20 protein-coding genes are annotated in these 26,702 nt (G+C 40.9%); 10 read left to right on the forward strand and 10 right to left on the reverse strand.

All coding sequences use genetic code 11. The annotated features are described in order from the left end of the window. Positions 1-2 precede the first annotated feature (2 nt). Positions 3-632 carry a ribulose-phosphate 3-epimerase gene (gene rpe, locus BM161_RS11175; RefSeq protein ID WP_074932727.1) on the reverse strand — a complete coding sequence of 210 codons (630 nt, stop codon included), beginning with the start codon at positions 630-632 and terminating at the stop codon, positions 3-5. A gap of 215 nt (positions 633-847) precedes the next feature. Here rpe and BM161_RS11180 point away from each other — a divergent pair, with 215 nt between their 5' ends. Genes BM161_RS11180 through BM161_RS11190 form a run of 3 tightly spaced genes read left to right on the forward strand, consistent with a single transcriptional unit; the run spans position 848 to position 5,581 of the window. After that, complete coding sequence (locus BM161_RS11180; RefSeq protein WP_074932729.1) at positions 848-1,780, forward strand: hypothetical protein; 933 nt, start codon at positions 848-850, stop codon at positions 1,778-1,780. Positions 1,781-1,806: 26 nt separating this feature from the next. Then, on the forward strand, positions 1,807-4,560 hold the full coding sequence (greA, locus tag BM161_RS11185) for a transcription elongation factor GreA (RefSeq protein WP_074932731.1): 2,754 nt from the start codon (positions 1,807-1,809) through the stop codon (positions 4,558-4,560). A gap of 52 nt (positions 4,561-4,612) precedes the next feature. Next, positions 4,613-5,581 (forward strand): MBL fold metallo-hydrolase, encoded by a 969-nt coding sequence (locus BM161_RS11190; protein ID WP_074932733.1) that lies wholly within the window; start codon positions 4,613-4,615, stop codon positions 5,579-5,581. A gap of 66 nt (positions 5,582-5,647) precedes the next feature. Here the strand turns inward: BM161_RS11190 and deoC are convergent, their stop codons facing one another. Next, positions 5,648-6,385 (reverse strand): deoxyribose-phosphate aldolase, encoded by a 738-nt coding sequence (deoC, locus tag BM161_RS11195; protein WP_074932735.1) that lies wholly within the window; start codon positions 6,383-6,385, stop codon positions 5,648-5,650. Positions 6,386-6,506: 121 nt separating this feature from the next. On the opposite strand from deoC, the gene BM161_RS11200 reads away from it, so the two are divergent. The 6 genes from BM161_RS11200 (at position 6,507) to BM161_RS11225 (ending at position 12,722) form a co-directional block, all read left to right on the forward strand. Beyond that, on the forward strand, positions 6,507-6,677 hold the full coding sequence (locus BM161_RS11200) for a DUF362 domain-containing protein (protein ID WP_022931029.1): 171 nt from the start codon (positions 6,507-6,509) through the stop codon (positions 6,675-6,677). A gap of 1 nt (position 6,678) precedes the next feature. Next, a complete protein-coding gene (locus BM161_RS11205; RefSeq protein WP_074932737.1) occupies positions 6,679-7,683 on the forward strand; it encodes a M23 family metallopeptidase in 1,005 nt (334 codons plus the stop codon). Beyond that, the gene (locus BM161_RS11210) at positions 7,683-8,675 is read left to right on the forward strand and encodes a hypothetical protein (protein ID WP_074932738.1); all 993 of its coding nucleotides are present in this window, start codon (positions 7,683-7,685) and stop codon (positions 8,673-8,675) included. The genes BM161_RS11205 and BM161_RS11210 overlap by 1 nt, the downstream gene beginning before the upstream one ends. Positions 8,676-9,094: 419 nt before the next feature. Continuing rightward, positions 9,095-11,626, forward strand: coding sequence for a penicillin-binding protein 1A (locus BM161_RS11215; protein ID WP_074932740.1), 2,532 nt, complete (start codon positions 9,095-9,097; stop codon positions 11,624-11,626). Positions 11,627-11,759: 133 nt separating this feature from the next. Beyond that, positions 11,760-12,158: a ParB N-terminal domain-containing protein gene (locus BM161_RS11220; RefSeq protein ID WP_074932742.1), complete on the forward strand. Its 399-nt coding sequence runs from the start codon at positions 11,760-11,762 to the stop codon at positions 12,156-12,158. Between the two features lie 21 nt (positions 12,159-12,179). Further along, entirely contained in the window at positions 12,180-12,722 is a 543-nt protein-coding gene (locus BM161_RS11225; protein WP_074932743.1) for a hypothetical protein, read from the forward strand. Here the strand turns inward: BM161_RS11225 and BM161_RS11230 are convergent. Beyond that, positions 12,706-13,584: a 23S rRNA (adenine(2030)-N(6))-methyltransferase RlmJ gene (locus tag BM161_RS11230; RefSeq protein ID WP_074932744.1), complete on the reverse strand. Its 879-nt coding sequence runs from the start codon at positions 13,582-13,584 to the stop codon at positions 12,706-12,708. The two genes, BM161_RS11225 and BM161_RS11230, sit on opposite strands and share 17 nt — an antisense overlap. Positions 13,585-13,596: 12 nt before the next feature. Then, positions 13,597-14,490, reverse strand: coding sequence for an aldose epimerase family protein (locus tag BM161_RS11235; protein WP_074932746.1), 894 nt, complete (start codon positions 14,488-14,490; stop codon positions 13,597-13,599). A 102-nt stretch (positions 14,491-14,592) separates the two neighbouring features. On the opposite strand from BM161_RS11235, the gene clpB reads away from it, so the two are divergent. Beyond that, positions 14,593-17,181, forward strand: coding sequence for an ATP-dependent chaperone ClpB (gene clpB / locus BM161_RS11240; protein ID WP_074932747.1), 2,589 nt, complete (start codon positions 14,593-14,595; stop codon positions 17,179-17,181). Positions 17,182-17,211: 30 nt separating this feature from the next. Here the strand turns inward: clpB and BM161_RS11245 are convergent, their stop codons facing one another. The 6 genes from BM161_RS11245 to BM161_RS11270 form a co-directional block, all read right to left on the reverse strand. Further along, positions 17,212-18,387: a hypothetical protein gene (locus tag BM161_RS11245; protein ID WP_074932749.1), complete on the reverse strand. Its 1,176-nt coding sequence runs from the start codon at positions 18,385-18,387 to the stop codon at positions 17,212-17,214. A 177-nt stretch (positions 18,388-18,564) separates the two neighbouring features. Then, the gene (locus tag BM161_RS11250; protein ID WP_074639848.1) at positions 18,565-18,783 is read right to left on the reverse strand and encodes a hypothetical protein; all 219 of its coding nucleotides are present in this window, start codon (positions 18,781-18,783) and stop codon (positions 18,565-18,567) included. Between the two features lie 42 nt (positions 18,784-18,825). Beyond that, the gene (locus BM161_RS11255; protein WP_074932751.1) at positions 18,826-21,882 is read right to left on the reverse strand and encodes an insulinase family protein; all 3,057 of its coding nucleotides are present in this window, start codon (positions 21,880-21,882) and stop codon (positions 18,826-18,828) included. Further along, positions 21,869-23,104: a flagellar motor switch protein FliG gene (locus tag BM161_RS11260; protein ID WP_074932752.1), complete on the reverse strand. Its 1,236-nt coding sequence runs from the start codon at positions 23,102-23,104 to the stop codon at positions 21,869-21,871. The genes BM161_RS11255 and BM161_RS11260 overlap by 14 nt, the downstream gene beginning before the upstream one ends. Before the next feature lie 22 nt (positions 23,105-23,126). Next, positions 23,127-24,893 (reverse strand): ABC transporter ATP-binding protein, encoded by a 1,767-nt coding sequence (locus tag BM161_RS11265; protein WP_074932754.1) that lies wholly within the window; start codon positions 24,891-24,893, stop codon positions 23,127-23,129. Positions 24,894-24,909: 16 nt separating this feature from the next. Further along, on the reverse strand, positions 24,910-26,658 hold the full coding sequence (locus tag BM161_RS11270) for an ABC transporter ATP-binding protein (RefSeq protein ID WP_074932755.1): 1,749 nt from the start codon (positions 26,656-26,658) through the stop codon (positions 24,910-24,912). Positions 26,659-26,702 lie beyond the last annotated feature (44 nt).

Genomic DNA, 26,702 nt, shown 5'->3' on the forward strand with positions numbered 1-26,702 from the left:
TCTCAACTCCATTTAAGGCTGCCGTTGAAAAAGCAGGAACCTGAAACAACTATATCGGCACCGGCGTCAATTACAGAACCAAGAGTCTCATTGTTTACTCCGCCGTCCACAGAAATCTTATAGTTTAATCCATGCTCTTCTCTGTATTTTTTCAGTTCAGCAACTTTCTCCACACAGGAAGGAATAAGCTTCTGTCCGCCCCAGCCGGGATTGACAGTCATCACTAATATAATATCGGCACAAGGCAGGATTTCCGACAGTGCAGCAACTGATGTACCCGGGCAAAGAGAAACACCAGCTTTTTTACCCTTTTCATGAATCATCTGAATTACGCGGTGAGCATGAGAAGTGGCTTCAAAATGAAAAGTAATCCAGTCTGCACCGGCAAGGGCAAACGAATCAACATGAAGCTCCGGCTTATCCACCATAAGGTGTACATCAAAAGGCAGCTTTGTAAGTTTTCTGATTGATCTGATTACAGGTTCACCATATGTGATTTCCGGAACAAAAGAGCCGTCCATAACATCAATATGAACTGCTCCACCCTGATTATTTTCTATTTTTTTAATCTCGTTTCCCAAGTCTGCAAAATCAGCAGAAAGAAGCGACGGTGCTAAAATCTGATTTTTCATTTGGTAATTATTTTAACAGATATTTCCACAATCATCAATATTTTCTATATAATCATAATAAAAATGCAATGCAACTAAAAATTTATACAATAGTTGAAAATTTTTGCTTGACAGATTAATACTTTCGCTGTATAAATCTTATCCCAATTTTAACAAAATCTCATATTTTTTATTGATTAAAAATCTTTTCTTGTATAAAATAGAATTTAGACACTATGGACTTTCAGACAGAAACTGAACTTAAGGTTGCCCTGGGCTACTTGCAGCAGGGAAATCCTTTAGAGGCACAAAAAATCATAAGTTCTCTCTTCGAGCATGACCTGGAAAGCATAGAACTTGTATATACAAACAAGTGCTGTATCTTCTGGATAGATTCCATAAAGCGTCTGAAAGGTATTGATGATTCCTTTGAACGCAGCGAAAACATTCTTCTGGAATGGAAAAACTTTCAGGACTATATTTCGCGCGAAAGCAATCCTTATGAGCCTGCTCTTTTTGCGGTTCAGCAGGGGTTCTTTAAGAACGCATTGGAAGAGTATAAAAAAATGCTGGAGGAAAAAGACCCGCTCCAGAAAGCCGAAATCTACAAGAAAACCGGCATTTGCTATAAAAAGCTTGGAGATTTTGAAAACGCGCGGGCGTTTCTGACAGAAGCAAACAATATTTACCCGAACCTTTCTTCGGTACTTGCGGAGCTGGCAGACTGCTTCTCCCTTTGTGGTGAGGATAAGTTCGGAAAGGTACTGTACAGAGAAGCATTTTTTGCAGCCCCGGACAGCATCGACCTGGATTTTCTTGATTCAGAGCTCATTAAATGTCTTATTGAAAAGACAAAGAGTAAAGGCTATTCAGGAAAGCAGCTCCTCTATTGGATTCCGGTATACGGAGTTCTTGGCGGAGTATTTAACATTAAGAGAGAGCTGACTTCTCAGGAAGTTGCCAGACTTAAAAAAGACATTTACGCGATGGAAAACGAGATTAAAGATCCATCTTGCAACAGCGAGATTCTTGTTCCGCGTTTGCTCAATTGTTATTTCTGGCTTATGGATCATTATGACTTGGCAAATGAGACTCAGGCCAAGATTAATGAAGTGTTATTACGAATTAAACTTCTGGATTCTGCTGTGTACGAGATGTACATTAAATAGCACAGCAGCCAGACAAGGAGATTAAAATGGCAGAATTAATGCAGTCAATTCAGGACATGCTGAAGGAAGAGACTTGGACACGTGCAACTATCAGTAACTACACCCAGAACAATCTTAAGGAGCTCGCAGACCTCGTAGAAAAGGCTAAGAGCGAAGGTATTATTAAAGAGGTTCATGAAGTTTGTCAGGAACATCTCTCTCACTCAAAAGACAGCATCATCGCTCTTTACATCTGCGGTATTCTTGACCTGCAGAACGGCTCTCTTGATAACTCTGCCCTTGTTACTCTTGTAGACATCTTCCAGAAGAACCACAAGGAAAACATCGTAACTTATCTTTGTGAAAGCATTCTTGCTGATGACGAAAACAATAAATTTGCTCTCAGAACACTCGCAGACAGCTACCTTGCAGAAGGCAGCGACAAAGTTTGGGACCTTTATGAGAAGCTCGTACGCATTGACTTTGAAGAAGCAGACCTTGCAAAACTCCTTGGTGAGCACTACGAAACAGCTGGCGATTCAGACAGCGCAATCAGCTTCTACAAGAAAGCAATTCTCCGCTACATCAATGCAAATAACTACAATGCCTGCAAAGAAGTATGGACAAAACTCGTTCAGCTTATGCCAGAAGAGTTCGACTTCTTCCAGAACCTCAGAAGAAAGATTTCTAAGCAGATGGGAGATCAGAAGACTACAACTCTCATGCAGGAACTTTATGATTATTATAAAGACAACAAGAAGTGGGACATTGCAATCACTATCCTCAAGCAGAATCTTGAAGTAGATCCAAAAGATACTTGGGCTAGAAAAGAAATTACAGACTGCTTCCGCGGTAAATATGCTGCTCACAGCCACCTTGATGACTACATTCGTTCTTCAAACCTTTCTGCAAGCTACAGAAACGTATTTGAAGCTATCAACGACTTTGAAAAACACATTGCTTTTGATAAGGGCGGATTCGTATTCCACAGAAACTGGGGTGTAGGTAAAATCGCTAGCCTCGATAACGACACTCTTACAATCAACTTTGGTAAAGCTGCCGGAATCCATGAAATCAAACTTTCTATGGCAGTTACAGCCCTTAAACCACTTGCAAAAGATCATATCTGGGTTCTTAAAGCCCTTAACTACGTAAAAGAAGGCGGAAACAAAGTTCCTCTCGCTGAAAAAATCAAAAAAGACAAGGAATGGACTCTTAAGACTATCATCAAGAGCTATGACAACAACTGTGATCTTAAGACAATCAAAAACGAACTTGTACGCACTGTTACAGAAAAAGATGGAAAGACAAAGAAAGAACTTGGTATTCTTACATCTGGTGAATGGACATCTTGGAACGCAGCTGCTAAAAAGATTCTTGAAACAAACCCAGTATTCGGTGTAAATCCTAATGACATCAATATGTACACAGTTCGCGAAGGAAGCATTACTCCAGTTGAAAAGCTTGCAAACGAATTCAAGGCTCAGAAGCAGTTCTTCGCACGCGTAGATATCTTCATGAAGTTCTTCAATGATGAAGATATGGATCGCTCAAACGACAACTTTGCAGAAATGTATGCTTACTTCACAGGCTTCCTCAAGAACATTTCAAAGATTACAGAGCAGGTTCTTGCTTCTTACCTCATCGCACGCTATGTAAGTGCTCAGGATTCACGCTTCCTCTACCCTGTAAAAGAAACTTTTGCAGAAATCTATGGACGCATTGAAGATCCTCGCGAACTTTACAAGGAACTCAAAGATTCTAAGAACACTCACCTCAAGGCAGACTTCCTTGAATGCATTAAGATGCTTCCAGACTGGAACGCACAGTACATCCGTCTCTTCCCTACTGTACTTGATATGAAGCTTATCAACGAGCTCATTAACGCAGGCTTTACAGCAGATGTACAAAAGCTCGTTAAGACAAGCTTTGAAGCATACAAAGATTTCCGCGAAACAGTTCTCTTCTTCTTTGAGAAGTGTCAGGACTTTGAATGGTTCAAGAACGCTGGTATTTCTTACGAAAAGCAGCTCATTACTCTTATCAATGTAATTGAACTTACATTCCGTGAAATCAACAACCACGTAAATACAACAGAAAACAAGAAGATCAATAAGAAAGCTACTGAGCTTCTGTTTGAAAACGATACAATCTTCAACTACATGTTCTCTAACGACGAAAACACAGTTAAGAAGATGTACACTCTCATTGATGATATTGCAGACATTGATCCATCATACAAATCAACAGCCCGCAATAAGATTCTTGAGAAGTACCCAGACTTCAAGTTCCGTGTATCTGAAGAAAAGCTTACACAGCCAAAGGGTATGATTGTTACTTCAAAGAAGCTTGCTGAAAAGAAAGCAGAAATTGATGACATCAAGAATGTTAAACTTGAAAACAACAAGATTGCTCTTGCTGATGCTAAGGCTAAGGGAGACCTTAAAGAAAACGCTGAATATCAGGCTGCTAAGGAAGAGAAACAGCGCCTCGAGCACACACTTTCTAAACTTCAGGAAGAACTCAACCGCGCCGTTATCTTTGACCCAACAACAAGCACAACAGCAGTTGTTTCTTTCGCAACAGAAGTTACATTGCACGACAACATTGGAAACTCAGACGAAGTTTACACAATTCTTGGACCTTGGGAATCTGATCCGGACAACAACATCATCTCTTACATGTCTCCGTTCGGAAACGCTATTCTCGACAAGAAAGTTGGAGATACAGCTAAGTTCGTAATCAACGAACATAACTACGACTTTACTATTAAGGCAATCAACAAGGCTAAGAATTTCTAACAAAGGGCCCGCATTTAGCGGGCTTTTATAATATATAAGGAGTTGTTTTCAATTGGATAACCTTACAGCAAAAATTATTGAATTGTCGTCGGGAGTTTATGTAATTCCTAGCACAACAAATGTGGGTGTAATCACAACTGAAAACGACTCTATTATCGAAGTTTATCTTATTGATTCCGGCAGCACAGAAATTGATGGTGAATACGTTCTTGATGTACTCAAAGCCTTTTTTGAACAGCAGGGTCAGACTTTTAAATTAAAAGCAATTATCACCACACATGGGCACGCTGATCACTGCGGAGCCCATAATTTTTTACAGGAAGAAACAGGTTGTGAACTGTGGGCTGCAAAGCACGAACAGGGAGCAATGGAAACACCTATAATTCAAGGCACAGTACTCTGGGGCGGCTACCCACCTCACGAATTGAGAACCCTCTTCTTTATGCCTTCCCCAACCTATCTGAATCACTTTATTACAAAAGATGAAGTAATTGACCTTTCGGGTTCCAGAACTCTTTCTTTTATTGAATTAAGCGGTCACAGCTATAACACTCTTGGAGTTATCATCACTGCTAAAAACGGCCACAAGGTAATTTTCCCTGGCGACAATATTTTCCCGCGCAATGAAATTATCAATCACTGGATTCCTCTCATTCTGAATCCTGTTGAATACATGGAGTCGCTGGATAAGCTTTGCGAAATTGAAAATGTTGAATGGTGTATTCCAAGTCATGGTGATTTTTTGAACCGCAATATTAATGAAGCTGCTGAGCTTAATAAGATTGCAATTATCTCTACCAGAACCTGTATTCTTGATTCTCTTAAAACTAAAAAGAAACTTACTGCTGAAGAAATTATAAAGTATGTAGCAGATAAAAATGATATGCATCTTTCACTGAGTCAGTATGCACTCGTAAGCTCAACTGTAAAGTCTTACATTTCAATTATGCACGATGCCCGTGAAATAAAAATGGAAGTGAGCGACAATAAATTGTACTTCTCACTTCCAGTTCAAAAATAAAGGTCATCCCGAACTTGTTTCGGGATCTATTCAAAAGATGCTGAAACAAGTTCAGCATGACAACAGCTAATACTTGTTATGAACCGTTTTCGACTCATCCCAGTTTTCAAGAATTTTTGCACCGCTTGAGGTACCAATTCTGTTTGCACCGGCTTCAAGCATTGTGATAAGAGTTCTTGCACTTCTGATTCCACCAGAAGCCTTAACACCCATATCATCGCCAACAGTTTCGCGCATAAGCTTTACATGATGTTCGCTTGCTCCGTTTGGAAGAGGATTTCCGTCAATTCCCTTTGGATTTGCAAAACCTGTTGAAGTCTTAACAAAATCAGCACCAGCTTTTTTTGCACAAAGACAGCAGTTTACAATTGCGTTATCGTCGAGAAGACATGTTTCAAGAATTGTTTTTACGATAACTGGTCTTCCAGCTTTTTTAGCAGCGTCTTTACAAGCATCAACAACGCCCTGAATATCAGTTCCAACTTCTGAAAAACGTCCGTCTTTAGCAGCACCGATATTGATTACCATATCAATTTCATCAGCACCATTAGCAATTGCGTTTACAGACTCACTGATTTTATCTTTTGTTGTAGTTGCACCCAATGGGAATCCTACAACTGTACAAACTTTTACATCAGAACCTGAAAGCTCATCTGCTGCTGCAGAAACATAAACAGGATTAACACATACAGAAGCAAAGTTATAACGTTTAGCTTCCTGACATAAAAGTACAATCTCTCTGATTCCAGCCTGTGGAGCCAGCAGAGTGTGATCGATATATTTAGCAACTTCTTCTTTAGTCATAGAGAGCATTATACTTTACAACAGAGATTTATTCAAATATCAGTTGCGAAATTAAGCCTATTGTTGTATTATTTTAAAAGATTTTAAATATTACCGCATAAGCGGTTTTATAGGAGCAAATATGGCATTTAAAATTACCGATCAGTGTGTAAACTGCGGAGCTTGTGAACCGGACTGTCCGGTAGGAGCAATTGCTGAAAAAGACGGCGCTCGCGCTATCGATGCTGAAAAATGTATCAGCTGTGGTTCATGTGCAGCTTCATGTCCAGCAGAAGCAATTGTAGAAGAATAGTTTGCTTAAGATAAACTACCTGGCGGGGCTCTCTTTTAAAAGACAGCCCCGTTTTTTTAACTTTTTTTTATTTTTCCTCATTTTTTCTTTTGCCGCCTCAGCCCAGACTCAGACACAGGAAGACGGTATTACAAGAATTATAATTGAAAAAGATAAGCTGCCTGTTATAGACAGTCTTTCCCCTTCCCGCGCCAACACAGTTCTTAAAGATTATAACAGTATCGTAGAAAATAACAGTAAACTGATTAGCGCTGGCCGTGAACCGGAAATCATGTTTTTCCAGTATACAAACTCAGAACGTTTTACTTTTCAAGGAGTTGCAGCACGCACCTGTATAACTCAGGAAACTCTTGCAACTTTAAATCAGATTGAAAATGCCCAGGATGATATAAAGGGCCGTACTTTGATTCTTCCTGTTGTTAACGGAATATTTATTCCGATTGAACGTGGAATTAATTCCATAGAAATACTTTTACAGGAAAATTACAGCACTCAAACCTTAACAAAAAATCCTATATATTATAATATAGATGGAAGAGATTATCTGTTCTTACGCAGCAAGCGTTTTTCTCCTACCGAAAGAGCATATTTTCTCGACTCAGCACTGCGGCTTCCGCTGGACAATGACTCTTACTGGGTTTCTTCAGAATTCGGAAAAAGAAAAAATCCTTTCTCTGGTCAAATGAAAAACCACAATGGAATTGACCTTGCGGCAGCAGAGGGAACTCCCGTTTACGCTATAAAAGACGGTGCTGTTTATGCCAATATCGAAAACGATTCTGAATTCGGCAACTACATTATTCTGAGTCATGATCAGGGTAAAATGACAAGCGTATATGCTCACCTTTCTAAGGTATTTGTAGACAGATACCAGTATGTAAAGAAAGGAGATGTAATTGGACTTGTGGGACAAACAGGTATGGCTACCGGCCCTCACCTGCACTTTGAAATAAGGCAGGGCGGAAAGGCAGAAGACCCCCGCAATAAACTGAATATTAAAGAGTAATGAAAAAACTATACTGTACGCCAAAAGTTCTGATTTCTCTCCTTCTTCTTATGGGCACTTCTCTGCTTTCTGCAGAAAGTTTCCGTGTAAGTAAAGTGCATGAGCTTACTGTTGAGCAATCCGCAGAATCAGAAGGAACTGCAAAGCTTGGAATCAATGAAGCACTTGCCATTACTCTTCCTGCAGATCAGACTTTTATTGAAGGCCTTGAGCTTAAGTTTGAAATTCCAGAAGCAGTTGCCTCATGGGTAGACTCGGTTGCCTGTTCAGTTTATTCAAGTATCAGTCCATCACCTAAGGCTTCTCAGATTGACTACAGCGGAACTCGTGCTTATGTAAAGACACTGCCAGGTAAGCTTTCGTGGGTACTTCAGATTCCTCTAAAAAAAGAAAACTCTATAAAATCAAATAACTACACTACAAAGGTTGATACAATCATCACACCATCGAAGAATGTAGTTTTCATAAGACTCCAGCCTGTAATGAAGGGTGTTCCAGAAGAAACTCTGAATGCCATTATTCCTATTACAGTAAAACCAATCCTTATGAATAAAGGTCAGCTTGCTTTTAAACTTGTTCCACCGGAAAAGAAGCTTGAGCCTTGCACTATTTTTATTGATGATAAGCTCGTTCCTTTTTCTGATAACTCAAAGATTCTCCTTGATACCGGAGTTCATGATATTTCCATCATCTCTGAAGCATACCGTAACGAAGTTCGCACTGTGCGCATTGACCGCGCAAAAACAACTGACCTTACTGTAGAAATGAAGAGCCTTGAGCCTACCCTGCTCATTACAGCACCGGAAGGAACAGAAGTTCTTCTTGATGATGTAAAATGCACAACTTTTGGAAAGGAATTTGTAATTACTGAAGGTGAACACAAGATTAAGTTTACTATTGGTGATTACGAGATTATCCGTTCTATTACAGCGATTAAGGGTAAAACTTACACAGCAAATTTCTCGCTGGATCTTCAGATTACAGAAAATTAAATCTTTCAAAAATTTTTATAATTCGATTAAAGATTTCGGGGGATGAGGTCGATAATAAATATATCGGGAACATTTTCCCCTCCCACCCATGTTCCCGATTGCCTGATGGGCATGGCTCGGATCTATTCCGAGCCTTTTTTTATTTAACCTAAAAAAATCCTATCTTTGAACAAGTTGAAAAAAGCGGGTCCCAGCGACGGCAAAACTAAAAAAGCAATCTCCCAGGGTCCCATCGCGCTCCATTCTGGCTACGCCAGAATATTGGCGCAACCCTGGGGCCCTCTTTTTTATTTTGCCTGCGTCCCACTTTTTTCAACTTGTTCAAAGCATTCCCCGTTATATAAAAAAGTCTCAGCCTCTTTTTCCGCAGAACTGTAACTATTCACTTTTTTGATTCTTTCTACTATAATAGGAAAAATATGATGAAGATTAAAAAATCTGGAATTGTGATCATCTCGCTGTTTTTTCTGGGTTCTATTGTCATGGGACTTTTTTTGGGATGGTCTTTATCTGAAACACGCAATATTATTAATTCTGAATATATAACTGATTTTGACACAGCGCTTCCTACAAAGCTGCTTGATATTAACGGTGAGGTAATTACCGAATTTGCCTCAGATGAAAAGCGCGAAATCATTGCTTATAACAATCTTCCACAGCAGATGATTGACGCCCTCATCACTCGAGAAGACAATGTATTCTTCTCTCATGCGGGCTTTAATCTTAAGGCTATTTTACGTGGTGTTGTAGGTATTCTTACTGGCCGCTCACTTGGTGGTGGTTCTACCCTCACCCAGCAGATTGCCGGTACTCTTTACTGTGACCGTTCAGATAAGTCTGTTGTCCGAAAGCTTAAAGAGCTCTGGTGGGCAATCCAGATGGAACGCCGTTATTCTAAAAACGAGATTCTTGAACTCTATCTTAATAAAATCTATTTTGGTGGCGGTACCTACGGTGTAAACGCTGCTTCAAAATATTACTTTGGACACGGAGCAACAGAAATCACACCTGCCGAAGCTGCTATCCTTGTTATTCAGCTTTCGAACCCTGCTCATTACAATCCTTTTGATCATCCTAACCGCGCAATGGACCGTCAGAAATACGTTCTTGCTTCAATGGTTGATGCAGGCTTCCTTTCTCAGGAAGAAGCTGATGAGTCTTTTGAAAATTACTGGGCTAACTTTGACTATACACGTACTTCAACTTCAGCTTATATGATGCGTGATGACAAGGCTCCATGGTTCTCTGAATATGTTCGCCGTGAACTTTCTGGAATGATTTACGGTTCTGATGATATCTATACATCCGGCTTTACTGTAAATACAACTCTTAATCTTGCACATCAGCAGATTGCTCAGGATGTAATGGTAAAATACATTGATGATGCAAACCGCCGCTACAAGAGAGAGCATTCTTCTAAGACCGGTGTTGCTACAAACATCTACGTTCCAATGACAGAAATGCTCGCCCTTCTTTTTGATATTCCGGAACTTAAGGTAAGCGAGCAGCGTACAGAAATTGTTGCAAACAATACTTACGTAAATCAGTTGAATCCTGTTATTGATGTAATTGCCCTTATGACAGGCAGTGAAAAGCTCAAGGTAAATATCGTAAACCGTGCAACTGCAATTTCTAAACAGAATGAAGAAAAGACAACTATCGAAGGTACAATGGTTGCCCTCGATCACTCTAACGGCTACATTGACGCTCTTGTAGGTGGAAGCAAGTTTGATTCAGACAATCAGTTTATCCGTGCAACTCAGGCAAAGGTTCAGCCGGGTTCTACCTTCAAACCACTCTACTACTCTGCCGCAATTGACTCACGCAAATTTACACCGACAACTCAGATTTCCGACAGTATGGTTGTATTCCACACCGCAGACGGAAAACCATATATTCCTTTGAACTTCCGTGGAGAATGGGAAGGAAACGTTTCTGTATGGTATGCGCTCACACGCTCTATGAACGTTCCATCTCTTAAGATTCTCGATGGTATTGGTTTTGAGGCTGCAATTGACCGCGCATCAAAACTTCTTGGAATTCCTCAGAACGAACTCGAAAGCCGAAGCTTTGTTCCTGTATATCCTCTTGGTCTTGGTGTATGTTCTGTACGTCCTATTGAAATGGCACGTGCCTATGCAATTTTTGCAAACGGCGGTAAAGAAATTACTCCAATGGCAATCAGAACTGTAGAAGACAAAAACGGAAACGTAATTTTGAATCCTGAACTTGATATCAGAAAAGAACAGGCTGCTAAGGGCGATAAGATTCAGGTTATTACTCCACAGACTTCATTTGTAATGATTAAGCTTCTTGAACAGACTGTAAATAACGGTGGTACTCTTGGAGCTCAGAAATGGCACTTTGATTATAAAGATGCAAACGGAAAGCGTTACACAATGCCAGCCGGTGGTAAAACAGGTACAACACAGAACTGGGCCGATGCATGGACTTGTGGTATTACTCCTTACTATGCTGCTGCCTTCTGGTTTGGTTTTGATAAACCGGGACAGTCTCTTGGTTTGAACATTACTGGTGCTACCCTTGCCGGTTTTGCCTGGGGTGAATATTTTGATAAGGTACATGCAGATCTCCCTTACAAGAACTGGATTAAACCTCTTGAAGGTGTAATTGAATGTACTGTATGTGCAGACAGCGGTATGATTCTTACAGATTCCTGCGAACATTCAACAACACAATGGTACCTTGAAGGAACTCAGCCTACAGAAATCTGTCCTATTCATTCGAATTCTTCAAATTCAACTCTTGCAATAATCCGTCTTGAAAAAGAGATGTATAAATCAGGTCAGAGAACTGTTTTTGATATTGATAGAACTCCTTTGACCTTCGATTTGAGTGCACCTCTTATTTCAGATTATGATGAGGATGATGAAGAAGATATAATTGATAATTCAACTTCAAAATTTGACTACAATTACTTGATGGAATAAGCCTATAATAGAAGAAGCGTTAAAAAACGAGCTGCGACAGCGGGTCGTTTTAGCTTCAACGAAAGAATGGCTCAGAGGCAAGCTGTGCTTGCCGACTTGCATAGATACTGTTATATTATATGTAGGAACGTTAATGTTAGTACAAATCAAAGACATCAAGATAAAAAAACGAGTCCGCAAAGACCTGGGAAATCTTGAAGACCTGAAAGACAGTATGAGAATCTACGGATTAATGAATCCAATTACCCTCAACAGCAGATACGAGCTTATTGCGGGGGAACGTCGTCTTCAATCTGCAATTCAGCTTGGCTGGACAAGCATAAACGCAAACATCATTGATAACCTTTCAGAAGTTGATCAGCTTGAAATGGAAATAGAAGAAAACAATCAGCGTAAAGAATTTACTAACGCTGAATTACTGGAAGGTTACAAGAGACTTCAGAGATTACGTAATCCGAATATCTTTTATAAAATCTACCTTTTCTTCAAACATCTGTTTGAAAAGATTGCAGATTATTTCCATAATAAATAATTCACTATTCAGGAAAAATTAATGAACCACTACAGAAAAATAACCGCAGTAACAGCATTGCTTGTTCTTTGTCTTACATCAAAAATCTTTGCAACAGGAGCTGGCGTTCAGCTTAGTGGTAATCCGGGACTCTTTATAAATGAAGAAACTGTAAAAATAGAAAAGTTCACCGGTAAGGCAGTAGGAACAATCAGATTTTCCCGCATTCCGGTTTCTGCAGGTTTTGGACTTGAAGCAGGCAAGAACTTTTCTGAGTTTGCCTATGGTCTTACAGGTTTTGCAGATTATTACGCAGTAGACCTTCAGCTTAAAAACACCTGGAACTTGTATTCAGGCTTTGGAGCCGAAGGAAGTATTCTTACACAGAAATTTGAAGACTGGACAGTTTCTGCCGGAGCAAGATTTTTCCTTGGAACAAACTGGCTTTTCTGGGATAACTATCTTGAGTTTTATTTACAGCAGAATGTTGTTCCGGGCTTTTCAAAAAATCTCAGTGCGCCAGATTCAAAGGCAGCCTTTATGCTGAATCTTCCTTTTGAAGCTGGAATCAGATTACACTTTTAACATAATCAATTACAGATTGAGTTTCCTCTACTAACTTCCACGGAGTATTTAATACAAGCATTCCGCTTCCGTAAAGCCGTGGAGGATTCTTTCCTTCACTTGCGCGGAACTCGTCAAGCGAAACTTCCTTATGAGCATCTTTATCAAAAACTTCCAGACGCAAATCTGCAATTTCAATATTCTGATTTAAAGCTCGCGCACCTTCGGTAATTCTGTCGAGCATTGCTTCAATCTCGCCCTCGCGGTGAGCAAGAAGCGGGTACCAGAGCATAATTATTCCGTTAGTCCATTTTTTATGTACCGCACAGATTGTATCTGCGGCAAGCTGGTAATCAGAAATTTCTTCGTAGCTCGGGTCAACAAGAACTGCGCCGCGCTTTGTTGCCGGTGGCGTAAGAGCCTTGAGCATTTCCCAGCCGCTTCTGTTGTGAACCTGAACCTCAGGATTATTTTCTTTGTTATAGAGAGGCGCTTTCATATTATTGCGAAGATTTTCAATTTCCTGCGGATGAAGTTCTGAAAGAATCAGATTATCCTGCTCTCGCATAAGGCTTCTTTCAATTTCAGGAGATCCCGGATAGCGTTCATCTTTAAGATAAGCAGAAACAAAATCCAGATAGCGGGTTAAAGCCGGAGGAAGTTCACCGCCAAGTTTTGAAATTACTTCAATTCCTTTTTGAGCTTCACCGGTTTTAAGACTTCTGTTATCTGTAAGATCATAAAGGCCACTACCACTGTGAGTATCGAAAAATGTGTAAGGCTTATCTTTTTTATTCAGAGAATCAAGAACCTGAATCAAAACGGAATGTTTTAAGATGTCGGCATGATTCCCTGCATGAAAAATATGCTGGTATGAAAGCATGTTTTGAATACCCTACTCTACAGTAATATTCTGCTGGCTTACAAACTCTGCACCGGCTGCAAGGTCATTCATGCCAACTTTATTCTGCCAGAGGTGGTCTGTATTTTCTGCATCAGGTAAACCGTGCCATGGTTCAATACAAACAAACTGAGGAGCACCTGCAGTGTTCTGCCAGATCATTACATAAGGGAAGTCTCTTGTCTGAATCTTAATGATAGAACCATTCTTTTTATTTTTGAGACCTACCCAGTTACTTCCGTTGTTTGCAAAAAGATGTCCGTTTCCATAACCTTCAGAAGTTACAGGAACAAAGCCGTTTTCTTTTTCGCCGTAAGGTTTTGTAACAGGAGCCTTTCCGTTTGCATCTGCAACAAGATATGCATCTGGTGTGCAGTCTACTGCTGTAAGAGCAGTTTTGTTTTCAAACTCAACAACAAAATCTTCTGCATTGTGTCCATTGAAATCAAAGGCAGCATGAGTTCCAATTCCAAAGCGGAATGCTTTATCACCTGTGTTCTTTACAGTGAGCTTCCAGTTAAGACCTTTGTCTGTAAGTTTGTATTCAGTTCTAAGACAGAAGGCGTAAGGAAAACGGTAAAGTGTATCATCACTCTGAGTAAGCTCAAATACCGCACCATCAGCAGTCTGTTCAACAAGTTTATGTTCAAGGTCGCGTGCAAATCCGTGATTGCGGGAATATTCACATTTCTTTCCTTCAATCATAAAATGACCGCCAAGACAGCGTGCTACATAAGGAAACAAAATAGGCGCATGATTTCCCCACACAGATTTATCTCCGTGCCAGATTATATCCATATTATCGCTTTTTCGAATAAGGTTCTGGAGCTCAGCTCCTTTAGTGTCAATTTCTGCAGAAAACGCAGCATTTTCAATTTTGATAGTCATAAGCAGAGTATAACATTTTTGCGTCTAACTGTCATTGCACCCCTCACAAAAAACTTGCCGACATCGCTTTTCATTATTATTTTATAAATGAAGGTGATGATTATGAATTACGAAAATTTTACAATCAAAACACAAGAAGCCTTGCAGGAGGCTTCATCAATTGCCAATAAAAACGATAACTCAGAAATTGGAACCGAGCATGTGCTTGAGGCATTACTCGAACAGCAGGACGGACTCATTGCACCTGTTGTTGAACGTGTTGGAGTTCCATCTATAGAACTCATTAAAAAAGTCCGCGACCTTGTTGCGTCAAATCCTAAAGTGTCTGGAGCAGCTCAGGTTTATTTTTCTGGTCCTATGCAGAAGGTGCTTGCAAAGGCTGAAAAAGAGATGTCTGCGCTTCACGACCAGTATCTTTCTACCGAGCATATTCTTCTTGCAATGACAGAGGCAGATGACCGTACAGGAGACCTTCTCCGTCGTTCTGGAATCAACCATAACTCTGTTTTTGAAGCACTTAAATCTGTGCGCGGAAATCAGACCGTAGACTCAAATGATCCGGAAGCTAAAACACGCTCCCTCGAGAAATACTGCCGCGACCTTACCGCCGCTGCACGACAGGATAAGATTGATCCTGTAATCGGACGTGATGAAGAAATCCGTCGTGTTATGCAGGTACTCTGCCGCCGTACTAAGAATAACCCGGTAATTATTGGAGAACCTGGTGTTGGTAAGACAGCCATTGTAGAAGGTCTTGCCCGCCGTATCGCAAGTGGCGATGTTCCGGAAAGCTTGAAAAATAAACGCCTTCTTGCGCTGGACCTCGGTTCTCTTGTTGCCGGCGCCAAGTTCCGTGGTGAGTTTGAAGAGCGTCTTAAGGCGCTTATCACAGAGGTTACTAAAAGCGAAGGACAGATTATCCTGTTTATTGATGAGCTTCATACCCTCGTTGGTGCAGGTGCTTCAGAAGGCAGCATGGACGCTTCGAACCTGCTTAAACCAGCCCTTGCCCGTGGTGAACTTCGTGCCATTGGTGCAACAACTCTCGACGAATACCGCAAGTACATTGAAAAAGATGCAGCCCTTGAACGCCGTTTCCAGCAGGTTTACTGTGCAGAGCCGAGCGTAGAAGATACAATTGCAATTCTCCGTGGACTTCGCGAAAAGTACGAAATCCATCATGGAGTTAGAATTGAAGATGAAGCCCTGGTTGCCGCTGCTACCTTGAGTAACCGCTATATCACTTCCCGCTTTATGCCGGATAAGGCAATTGATCTTGTTGATGAAGCAGCAAGCCGTCTTAAGATGGAAATTGAAAGCCAGCCTACAGAACTCGATCAGGTTGAACGAAAGATGCTTCAGCTTCAGATTGAAAAGCAGTCTTTGAGTAAGGAAGATGATCAGGCAAGTCACGAGCGTCTTGAAAAGCTTGAAAAAGAGCTTGCAGAAATTACCAGCCGCCGCGATGCAATGAAGCTTCAGTGGCAGAATGAAAAGGAAAATATTGATAAGTCCCGTAAGATAAAAGAGCAGCTTGAGCAGGCCCGCTTTGAAGAAGAAAAGTTTACCCGCGAAGGAAATCTTGAAAAAGCAGCCGAACTTAAATACAGCACAATCCCAGCCCTGCAGAAGGATCTGGATGCTGCACTTGCCGCAGAAAAAGAACGGGTTGAAGGCGGCAGAGATTCGCTTCTCCGTCAGTCTGTAACAGAAGAAGATATTGCAAAGGTAGTTTCTACCTGGACCGGTATTCCTGTTGCAAAAATGATGACGGGAGAAAAGCAGAAATATCTTGAACTCGAAAATGTTCTTCATAAACGAGTTGTAGGTCAGGACGAAGCCGTAAATGTTGTAAGCGATGCAATCCGCCGTAACCGCAGCGGTCTTAACGATCCGAACAGACCACTCGGAAGCTTTATGTTTATTGGACCTACAGGTGTCGGTAAAACTGAGCTTGCAAAAACTCTTGCAGACTTCCTGTTCAACGATGAAAAGGCACTTACCCGAATTGATATGTCTGAGTACATGGAAAAGTTCAGTGTGACACGTCTTATTGGAGCGCCTCCGGGATACGTTGGTTATGATGAAGGTGGTCAGCTTACAGAAGCAGTTCGCCGTCGTCCTTACAGCGTCATTCTTTTTGATGAGGTTGAAAAGGCTCACCCGGATGTTTTCAATGTACTGCTTCAGGTACTTGACGACGGACGTCTTACAGACGGTCAGGGCCGCGTTGTAGACTTTAAGAACACCATCATCATAATGACAAGTAACCTTGGAAGTGATTTGATTCTTGAAGCTGCAGAAAAAGGTGAAAGTGGTGACAGTGTAAAAGACAAAATCAACGTGTTGCTGCGCCAGACCTTCCGTCCTGAGTTCTTGAACCGTATCGACGAAATTGTAATGTTCCAGCAGCTTGGAAAGGAGCACATTGCGTCTATCATTAAGCTGCAGCTTGAACGCGTACAGAGCCGTCTTACAGACCGCAAGATTACTCTGGACTTTGACCAGAGCGCCATGGACTTCCTGTGCGACAAAGGCTACGACCCTGCAATGGGTGCGCGCCCGGTAAAACGAGCTATTCAGACTTATGTGGAAAATACACTGGCACGAGAATTACTTGCAGGTAATGTAAGTGACGGGGACGTTATAAAGATTAAATCAGCGGATGGAAAGTTGATTTTCAGCAGATAGATCCCGAAACAAGTTCGGGATGACGGTTGATTAGAACTCGCCCTCTTCGATATGACCGAACTCGCAGAACACCTTTGCTAAGGTTGCGTGTTCGATCTGTTCGAGGGTGTTGCCGATGTGCTTGTAGAGTTTGATTTCACCTGTACCAGAACCGCCTTCGATAAGGCTCAGGATTTTTCTCTGACCTTCCGGAAGTTCAATTGTACGGTTATTCAACTCACGGATTTTGCAGAATACATCGATATCAATTACCCAGTCTTTGCTGTTAAGGCTTGTACTCCAGTGAAGAAGATTTTCTTCAGGATTATCATTTTCAGGCATCTGCGCACAATCCCATACAACAGAGAACTGACGTTTTGAACCGTCTGCACAAAGCTGAATATCAATATCTTCGAATTTTCCAACAAAAGAAACTCTTTCATCAAAAATACCGCGCACAGAGAAAGAAGATTCAAAAAGAGTTTTTCCGGAAATAACACTTGTAAGATTTGCAGAAGAAAGATGGAAGAATGGCTCAGGAATGCTTTTACCCCAGAAGCGTTCTGAATAACCGCAGCAGCGTTTTGGATCTACTGCATATTCATCTCCATCAAAATGGATAGTTCCGGAGAAAACAGTCTGAAGACCAAAAGGGAACCAGCGGATTAAATCTGATTTATAACCATCTTTATAATCTTTTTTGATAGTATAGTTAATGTCCCACTTAGCATAACCGGCATCACATAACAATTCCGGATGAGCGGCTAATTCTTCCTGAGGAACATTAATAAAACCACCGATTTTATTTTCATTGAAATATTTATTGTCGACTATGATTTCAAAAGGTTTATTGCTGAATTTAACCTGTTTTGCAGGATAATAAGAACATAACTGTTTGCCATCTTTTCCGAAAGAACCTACCCTTACGGCACAGTAAGAAGGCTGAACAATTGACTCTGTAGAAAGGTTTTTAGCAGAATCTGTACCGGCAAGCGCATACTGTAAGTCTTCTGCAGAAATATTAACGCGTGGCTTAAAGCCAAGAAGAACAGCATCACTTGATGTCCATGGATTGAGCATTTCAAACTCAATATAGAACATCTGCTCTGCGCCGGTTGAAGTATTTACAGCATTAAATACAAAACGCCAGGTATTTATTCCCAGCTTTTTCTTTGCTCCTGTAAATCCGAATTTATAATCATTTGATATCTTTGTATTCGACTTCATTCTAAATAAACCTTATATAAGAAACCTATTCTCTTATATTGTCGGAATTTAGAATAAAAACTTAATGTAAAACAAGAGTTTAAAATAAAAAAAGCCATCCGAAACACATCGTTTCAACGACAGCCTTTTTATAAATCAGATACTTTTTAATTGTTTAAGCTGATAAAGAAAACAGAATTACTTAAAGAGTTTATCTATAGACTTATTCAGTTCCTTCTGTTCTTCAGGGAAATTGTCGTTTAAGTACTCAAAGCACTCTACGGCTGCACGCTGAGCATGCTCATACCAGATTTCATAGAGCTCACTCTTAAGCTCTCCACCTGGAAAAGGAGCTCCCTGAACATCCGAAACCAGATCCCTAAGCATTTTAACACACTGTTTTGTTTTTTTATCCATAACCTGTATCTCCTTTCCATATTATGGAATGCATTCAATTGATTATAAAGGAATTTTGATATTATTTCCAGCAATTTTTTTGGTTTTGTCTGATTTATTGCAGAAAATAGCCTTAGAACACTGCTTAACAGACGCTTCAAACAGTCTGTCACAGGCTTTTTCAACATCATCCTCTGTAACTTCAAGAATATTATCAACGCGAATCTGACGGAACTTCATAGGATTTCCATAAAGCATAGATTCAAAGCTTCTGGCTCCCCTATCCTTAGGACTTGCAGGCACAATCGCATTTCCATAAGTTGAAACAATAGTTTTTTCAACCTCATCTTTTGGAATTGGAGTACTGCACAAGTCTTTTAGAGACTGAAGGTAAACGTCGATTGACTTATCTGGAGAAGGATCTCGGTAAGTTGTCATCACAACCTGTCGCTCAAGACTGTCTACCCAGCAGTTTGCGCCATAAGCACCGCCCGTAGTTCTGATTTTATCCCACAAGGTATGATTTGAAAGCCAGGTAGTAAAAATCATTTCTGCAGCAGCTTCTTTTGTAAGATATGGAGAAGCCGGTGTGATGGCAGCGGCATAGCCTGTCTGACTCGGAACAGAAATCAGCTGGGCATCTTCACTTCTGCACTCTTCAAACTGACTGATATAAGGAGAAAGCTCTTCCTGAGTATATGTGTGGCCTGGTAAAAGTTTTGTAATTTCAGCCTTTCTTGCAAAATCATTGAGTAATGGGCGAAGCTTTTTAAGGGAATCTGCATCAGCTGTAACATGTATGATTCCACCGGCTTTCAGACATTCGTGATACATATACGAGAAGGTTTTGAGAAGCTTTTTAGCGTCCTTCTTTTTATATCCTGCTACTGTATTAAGCTGACTTACACCCCACATTATTTCATTCATGGCAAGAGATTCGCTCCAGGCTGCACGGGCTCGCTTTTGAGTATAATCGCGGCCATTAGAAACAATACTGTTTTTCTTTTCAGCCTTAAGTTCACTGATTAAAGTTTCAAGATGCTTTTCATCATCAAAGTCCATTTTTGTGATGATTTCTGCAAGCATGTCGAGCGCTTCTTCGGCGCGTTCTGTTAGAGCCTTGCAGATGAGCCCGATCCAGTTACGGCCGCAGAAATTATACTGTTTGTATTTTTCTGCTTCTGACTGGCACTGCGGAACATTGTTTACTGTTCCGCAGAGTGTACGGCCCCAGATATCTCCCATTACACATGACGACTGTGCCGTACATTTATCCCAGCCTTTTCCGTTCCAGCCAAGATTTGTGATTACATCTGCAAGGAATGGAATATGCTGTACATACTGAGCTTCCAGACGGTCAAACGGGAAAAGTACGTCTATATAGAAAATGCCGTTTGTATCTTCCTGGCTCACAAATAACGGGACGTCCGCCCCGTCCGAGCCGGTTACGAATTCCAGCGAAGTTTCCGGGATGTCGATACGGCGGTCGAGTTCGCCAATCTTTGTCGTAGGAATACAGGCCGTCTCGGCCGGCGTCTCTACATGCTGCTGATAAGCGTGAAGCTCGTCGAGGTCTTTCTTAAGCTGCGCCTTATCCACAGATTTGCCGAGTTCTTCAATAAGCGCTGCCTCTGCCTTTTCGCGTTCCTCAAAATATTTTTCCGAAGGCTCAGAAACAAAGCGCACCTGTACTGTCGGATCAAGGAAATATTTTTTGATAAGTTTCTTAGTGTAGTCAGGGTCTGAACGTAAGGCTTCCTTTACCTTTTCGAACGAGGTAATTGGCGAAAGCTGACTTGCACACGAGTCTCCGTTGCACCAGCCCTTCAAAGCCTTTTCCATCAGCTGAATTGAGAAAGGTCCCCAGTAGCGGTTTACTTCACGAAGGGCAAAATCAATTCCCATAACAGCAGAATCAATATCTTCCTGAGAAAGGCCCTTTTCATAAATCTCTTTTAGAGTCTTTTCTACAAGCTTAAAGACTTTCTCTTCACAGCCCTTCTTTACGCCCCAGAGTCCCGCAGAGAAAAACTCCTCACGGAACTGGCCGAAGCTCTGGAACTGAACATCATCTCCAAGTTTTGCGTCTTTTAAAGCACGAGCGAGCGGAGAACTGTCGTTTCCACACAAAGCCTCACACAGAAAATACTTTTCCATGTCGGCTTTTCCGGCATACCAGTTCAAAGAAACAAAGCTTCCGGTTGAACCGGTTTCTGGAGCATATGTCTTAAGCGAACAGGACTCTTTTACAAAATTGAGAGTCTGAAGTTCTTTTATCTCATTTTTAATAACAGGCAGCTTAGAGTCCACATCAATATTGCAGATTGCACCACCCTCGCGGCAGTCATATTTTTTTATGAGACGGCCAATAAAGCGTTCATCAATAAAGTCCAGCTGCTGATCTGTTGGAATATCACCATATAAAAACAAAAGACAGTTATCAGGGCTGTAAAACTTCTGATGGAAAGCAAGGAAATCTTCATAGGTAAGTTCCGGAATATGCAGAGGATCTCCGCCTGAATCAAAGGCAGGATAACTGTCCGGGAACATTGCGCTTATCAGGTCGCTGAAGGCGATAGGCTGGAAAGAAGAATAATTTCCTTTCATCTCGTTGTAAACAACGCCCTGAATACTCAGCTTTTCATTTTCATCCATTTCAAGTCTGTGACCTTCCTGAATGAAAGTTGCATGGTCCAGTTTTGGAAAGAAAACCGCGTCTCCGTAAACGTCCATCATATTAAAATAATCTGAACGGACAACAGAAGCTCCAGGGTAAACAGTTTTATCCGGATATGTAAGGGCATTTAAGAAAGTATTAAGACTAGTAGAAGCAAGAGTGATGAAAGGTTCTTTGAGCGGATACTTTTCACTGCCGCATAAAACAGAATGCTCCATAATATGAGCCACACCACGCGAGGTTTTATCCACGGTGCGGAAGGCATAAGCGAAAAGATTTTCTTTATCTTCTTTTACAATATGATAAACTTCAAGTCCTGTTACTTTGTGGCGAAGGTAAACACCTTTTGCCTTAAAATCCTTTATTTCATCTACGGCAAGCAGTACAAAGTCCTTATATGCTTTTCCGATATTTGCAGAATCAGTAAAATTAAATGAACACATCGTCGTTCCTGTCTTTAATGATTAGATGTCCCTCTTCGAATGCACGCCTTAATTTGCTGAAGAACTCTGAAGTAATACGCTCACAGTCTGAACGGCGCATTGGCTTTAATATATCTTCCTGAGCGCGAACCTCGGCACGGCGGCCGGCAGAAATATTACTCAGGATTTTTTCACGGAAGTCATCCGGCTTTCCGGCAATAAGATAAGCGATATCGATTTCTGTCATTTCGCGGAGTTTTTCCTGAACAAAGCGGTCGTCTGATTTTACAACATCGTCCAATGTAAAAAGTCGGCTTCTAAGGTCCTGTCCAAGATCCGGATCATCTTCCGAAAGATATTTCAGAATATCGTTTTCGGCACCTGCATCCATCTTCTTAAGAATCTGTGCAAGAGCATTTCTTCCGTCTATATTTTCAGCCTTTTCGACTGTCTGATTCAATGATTTTTCATGCATTGCCTGATCAACGCGGCGCAGAACATCCGGGCTCACTGGCTCCATTTTTGCAAGTCTCATAACCACTTCTTTCTTTTCATCCGGTGTCATGAGATTAATGATTTTAGCGGCCTTCTTTGGTTCAAGATGAGAAAGCACCATAGACTGCACGCCTGGATTTTCGTCTTTGATTAAAAGATAAACGCGCTCATTGTCTGCATCACGCAGATAGGTAAAAGGGATTTTTCCTTCAAGCGGCATTGCCTTTTTCAAAAGCTCATCGGCACGTTTTTTACCGTAAGCTTTTTCAAGCATTTCGCGCGCAGTTTCTACTCCACCCTCTTCACGGGCCTTATTCAAAAGTCCGTTGAATTCCTCCATAATTACGGCAGCTTCTTCTTTGCTTACCGTTCTTATTGAAGCAATTTCAGGAATGATTTTTTCTATCTGAGTTTCTGAAAGATGTGGAAGGATTTTTGCAGCTTCATCTTCACCAATGAGCAGCAGGAATTTTGCAACTCTGCGGTATACAGAATCTTTACCATCTGGAGTCTGTTCAACCGGAACCTTAAGAAGGCCTCCGGTTTTAAGATAATCAACAGTGTTGTCTAATGCTTGTGAAGGAGATTTCTTCTTCTGTGTAAGATCTTCGGCCTTTATATCCTTTGTAAAAACAGTCTTCTGAAAAGTGTTTTCTGATTTTTTCTCTGAGGAAGTCTCTTCAACTGGAACGGGAACTCCCTCAGCATTTCTTGTATAGGCTTTGGCACGAAAATCTTTAACGTTCATAATAACAATATTTTATCACATATCACGCAAAAACGCCACTCACCATCTTTGCATAATGACCGTTCAAAGCAAGAAGTTCATTATGATTTCCGCGTTCAACAATTTCTCCGTGATCAACAAAGAAGATTACATCTGCATTACGGATGGTTGAAAGACGGTGCGCAATGATAAAGCTTGTGCGTCCTTTCAAAAGTTCTCCAAGTCCCTGCTGCAAAGCCTTTTCTGTATGTGTATCAACCGAAGAAGTTGCTTCATCAAGAATCAGAATTCGAGGATCGCTGAGCAATACACGGGCAAAGCTTATAAGCTGCTTCTGTCCCTGGCTCAAGCCACCACCATTTGCAGTGAGCACTTTGTTATAGCCTTCCGGAAAGGCAGAAATGAACTCGTGAGCCTGTACAGCCTTTGCCGCAGCCATACATTCTTCATCTGTTGCATCAAGACGACCATAGCGGATATTTTCCATAATTGTACCGCTGAAAAGGAAACTGTCCTGGAGCATTACACCAACCTGCTTACGAATTGACTTTATCATAAGCTCCTGAATATCAATGCCATCAATCAGAATCTTACCCTTTTCTGCATTATAGAAACGGCTTAAAAGATTTACAATTGTTGTTTTTCCGGCACCTGTTGGTCCAACAATGGCAACTGTCATACCAGGAGTAATTGTAAAATCAACATCCTTCAAAATAGGATTGCCCGGCTCATAACTAAAATCAACGTGATCAAACTGAACATGACCGCGGATTGGAGGAAGTTCTCTTGCTCCAGGCTTATCTGAAATTGCATCATCTTCATCAAGCAGTTCAAAAATGCGTTCAATATAAGCACCTGTAGTTACCATGGAATTATAGAAGTTTCCAAGGTTCTGAATTGGCTGCCAGAAACGCCAGATGTAACCGGCAAAAGCAACAAGAGTACCGATAGTTACTGTTTCACCAAGCCAGTTGATACCTGCAAGATAAACAAGTGTAACACCCAAAGTTGAAAGAATATCTACAGAAGGCCAGATAATGTTATTAATATTTACCGCGCGAATCCAAACTGTCTTACACTTATTACAAAGCTCATTAAAGATTCCCTGATTAACTTCTTCACGTGCAAAGCTCTGAGTTACCTTCATTCCGTTAAGACTTTCAGAAAGATAGGCAGTAAGGTTAGAACGCTTATAGCTCTCCTGCTTCCATGCTTCATGCTGCTTTTTCTTCATTGAAATAAGAATGATAAACAGAATTGGAAGCACAGCCATACAGACCAGAGTAAGCTTTACATCAATTGCAATCATAAAGCCAATAATTACAATCAGAGTAAACAGATCTGAAATCAGCTGAATAATACCATTTGAAAGAAGATCTGAAAGTGAGTTTACATAGTTTACAACGCGGATAAGAATCTTTCCGTGAGGTCTGCTGTCAAAATAGCTGAATGGCAGAGACTGAAGTTTTATAAACACGTCACGTCTGATATTTACAATAATCTTCTGAGCAACGCGTGTCATAATTCTGAGTTTCTGAGCCAAAAGAATTCTTACAACCAGAGTTGAAAGAAGCAGAGCCGCAGAAATAATAACTAACATACGGTAGTCTGCATTTGGAATTGCCTTATCAATTGCCATTCTTGTAAGGTACGGGCTGGTAAGCGAGATTGCTGATGACACCAGCATAATCACACACGAAAGTACCATCCACTTTGTATAAGGCTTAATCCATTTTGCAAGCCTCATAACAATATGAGGATTAAACTTCTGTTCTATTTCTTCATCTGCATCGAATTTATTTCTTGCCATATAATACCTCTGTTACCTATTTACCAGCCTGTTCAGCCCATACATCGTGGTAATATCCGTCACGGGAAATAAGTTCCTGGTGACTTCCCTTATCAATAATCTGGCCATCCTGAATTACAAGAATTACATCACAGTTTTCAAATGAAGAAACTCTGTGGCTGATAATGAAAGCTGTGTGTCCTTCACTGCGGCTCTTTATAGACTGACGAATTTTATATTCCGTATCGTTATCTACAGCACTTGTAGTGTCATCAAGAATCATAATCTTAGGATCTGCAAGGAAAAGACGTGCCAGTGCAATACGCTGTTTCTGTCCTCCACTCAAGCCTACTCCACGCTCACCTACAATTGTGTCATAGCCGTCGGTAAGGTCTCCAATGAATTCCTTAACACGGGCAAGTTCAGCAGCATTTTCTACATCTTCAAAAGAAGCATCTGTTTTTGCAAAAGCAATATTTCCTTCTACAGTATCACTGAAAAGGAAGGCTTCCTGCATTGTAATACCAACATTGCGGCGCAGCTCCTGCAGGTTATATTCGCGGACATCCTTTCCGTCAATCAGAATCTGTCCTGAATCTGCATCGTAGTAGCGGCACATAAGGTTTGCAATTGTAGATTTACCGCTTCCTGTTGGGCCAAGAATACCAACTGTAGTTCCCGGCTCAATCACAAAACTCATGTCCTTGATTACAGGAGTTTCGTTATATGCAAAGCAGACATTTCTGAATTCAACACGTCCCTCAATAGAAGTTTTCTCTACAGTGCCTTCTGCTGAATTTTCTGCTTCAGTTGTGTTTTTGATTTTTGGTTCTGCTTTATAAAGTTCAAAAAGTCTGTCGGCAGAAGCTCCAAAGTTCTGTGTATTATCAACAAGGTTTCCGAACATATTGATTGGCTGAATAAAGGCCCACATAAGGCCGTTAAAAGTTACCAACTGACCAATTGTCATTTCATTATTGATTACAAGATAGCCACCGAACAAAATAAGAATTACCGGAAGCACCTGACACAAAGCATCAATCCAAGGCATAAACTTTACGCGCATATCTGCATTGGCTACAGAAACATCACGATAGCCTTCATTTTCTTTTTCAAAACGTTCTGTCTCATAGTTCTCGCGCACAAAAGCTTTTACTACACGGTTACCTTCAATGTTCTCACCTACACGTGTATTTAATACCGCAAACTGGTCGCGAACACGCATATGAGCCGGTCTGATATGTACCTTGAATTTTTTAACAAGCAGAAGAACCGGAGGAGCAATAACAAGGAAGGCAAGTGTAAGCTTCCAGTTAATTGAAGCCAGTGTAATAATTGAAAAAATATATATGAGACTGTTCTCAAGAATCTGATATAAAACCCATGCAACAAAGTGACGAACCTTATCCAGGTCAGATGTAAGCAGAGTCATTACGTTTCCGGAAGGCGCATTATCATACCATGAAAAATCCAGTTTCTGGATATGCGCATACAGATCTTCACGCATCTTTAAGATTACATTTTGTGAACAATGTTCAAAAATTACCTGATAGCTGTATCTGAAAATTGATTTTCCTACTACTACACCAAGCATAATTGCAATCAATTTGAACAAGAGCTCATGCTGTCCGCCCTTAATTACCTTATCTACGATAGAACCGGTAACAAGAGGGTTTACCATATTCATTGCTGCAACAATAACACTCAAAAAAAGGCCTGCAGCCATTCCAAAACGATATTTTCGTACGTACGACCATACCCAAGAAAAAGCAGTTTTTTCTTTCATAAAAACCTCAATTTTACACTAGCATTACTTGCAATTCCATGCTA

Origin of the sequence: Treponema bryantii (assembly GCF_900113965.1) — a bacterium.
In the GTDB taxonomy this organism is placed as follows: Bacteria; Spirochaetota; Spirochaetia; order Treponematales; family Treponemataceae; genus Treponema_D; species Treponema_D bryantii_A.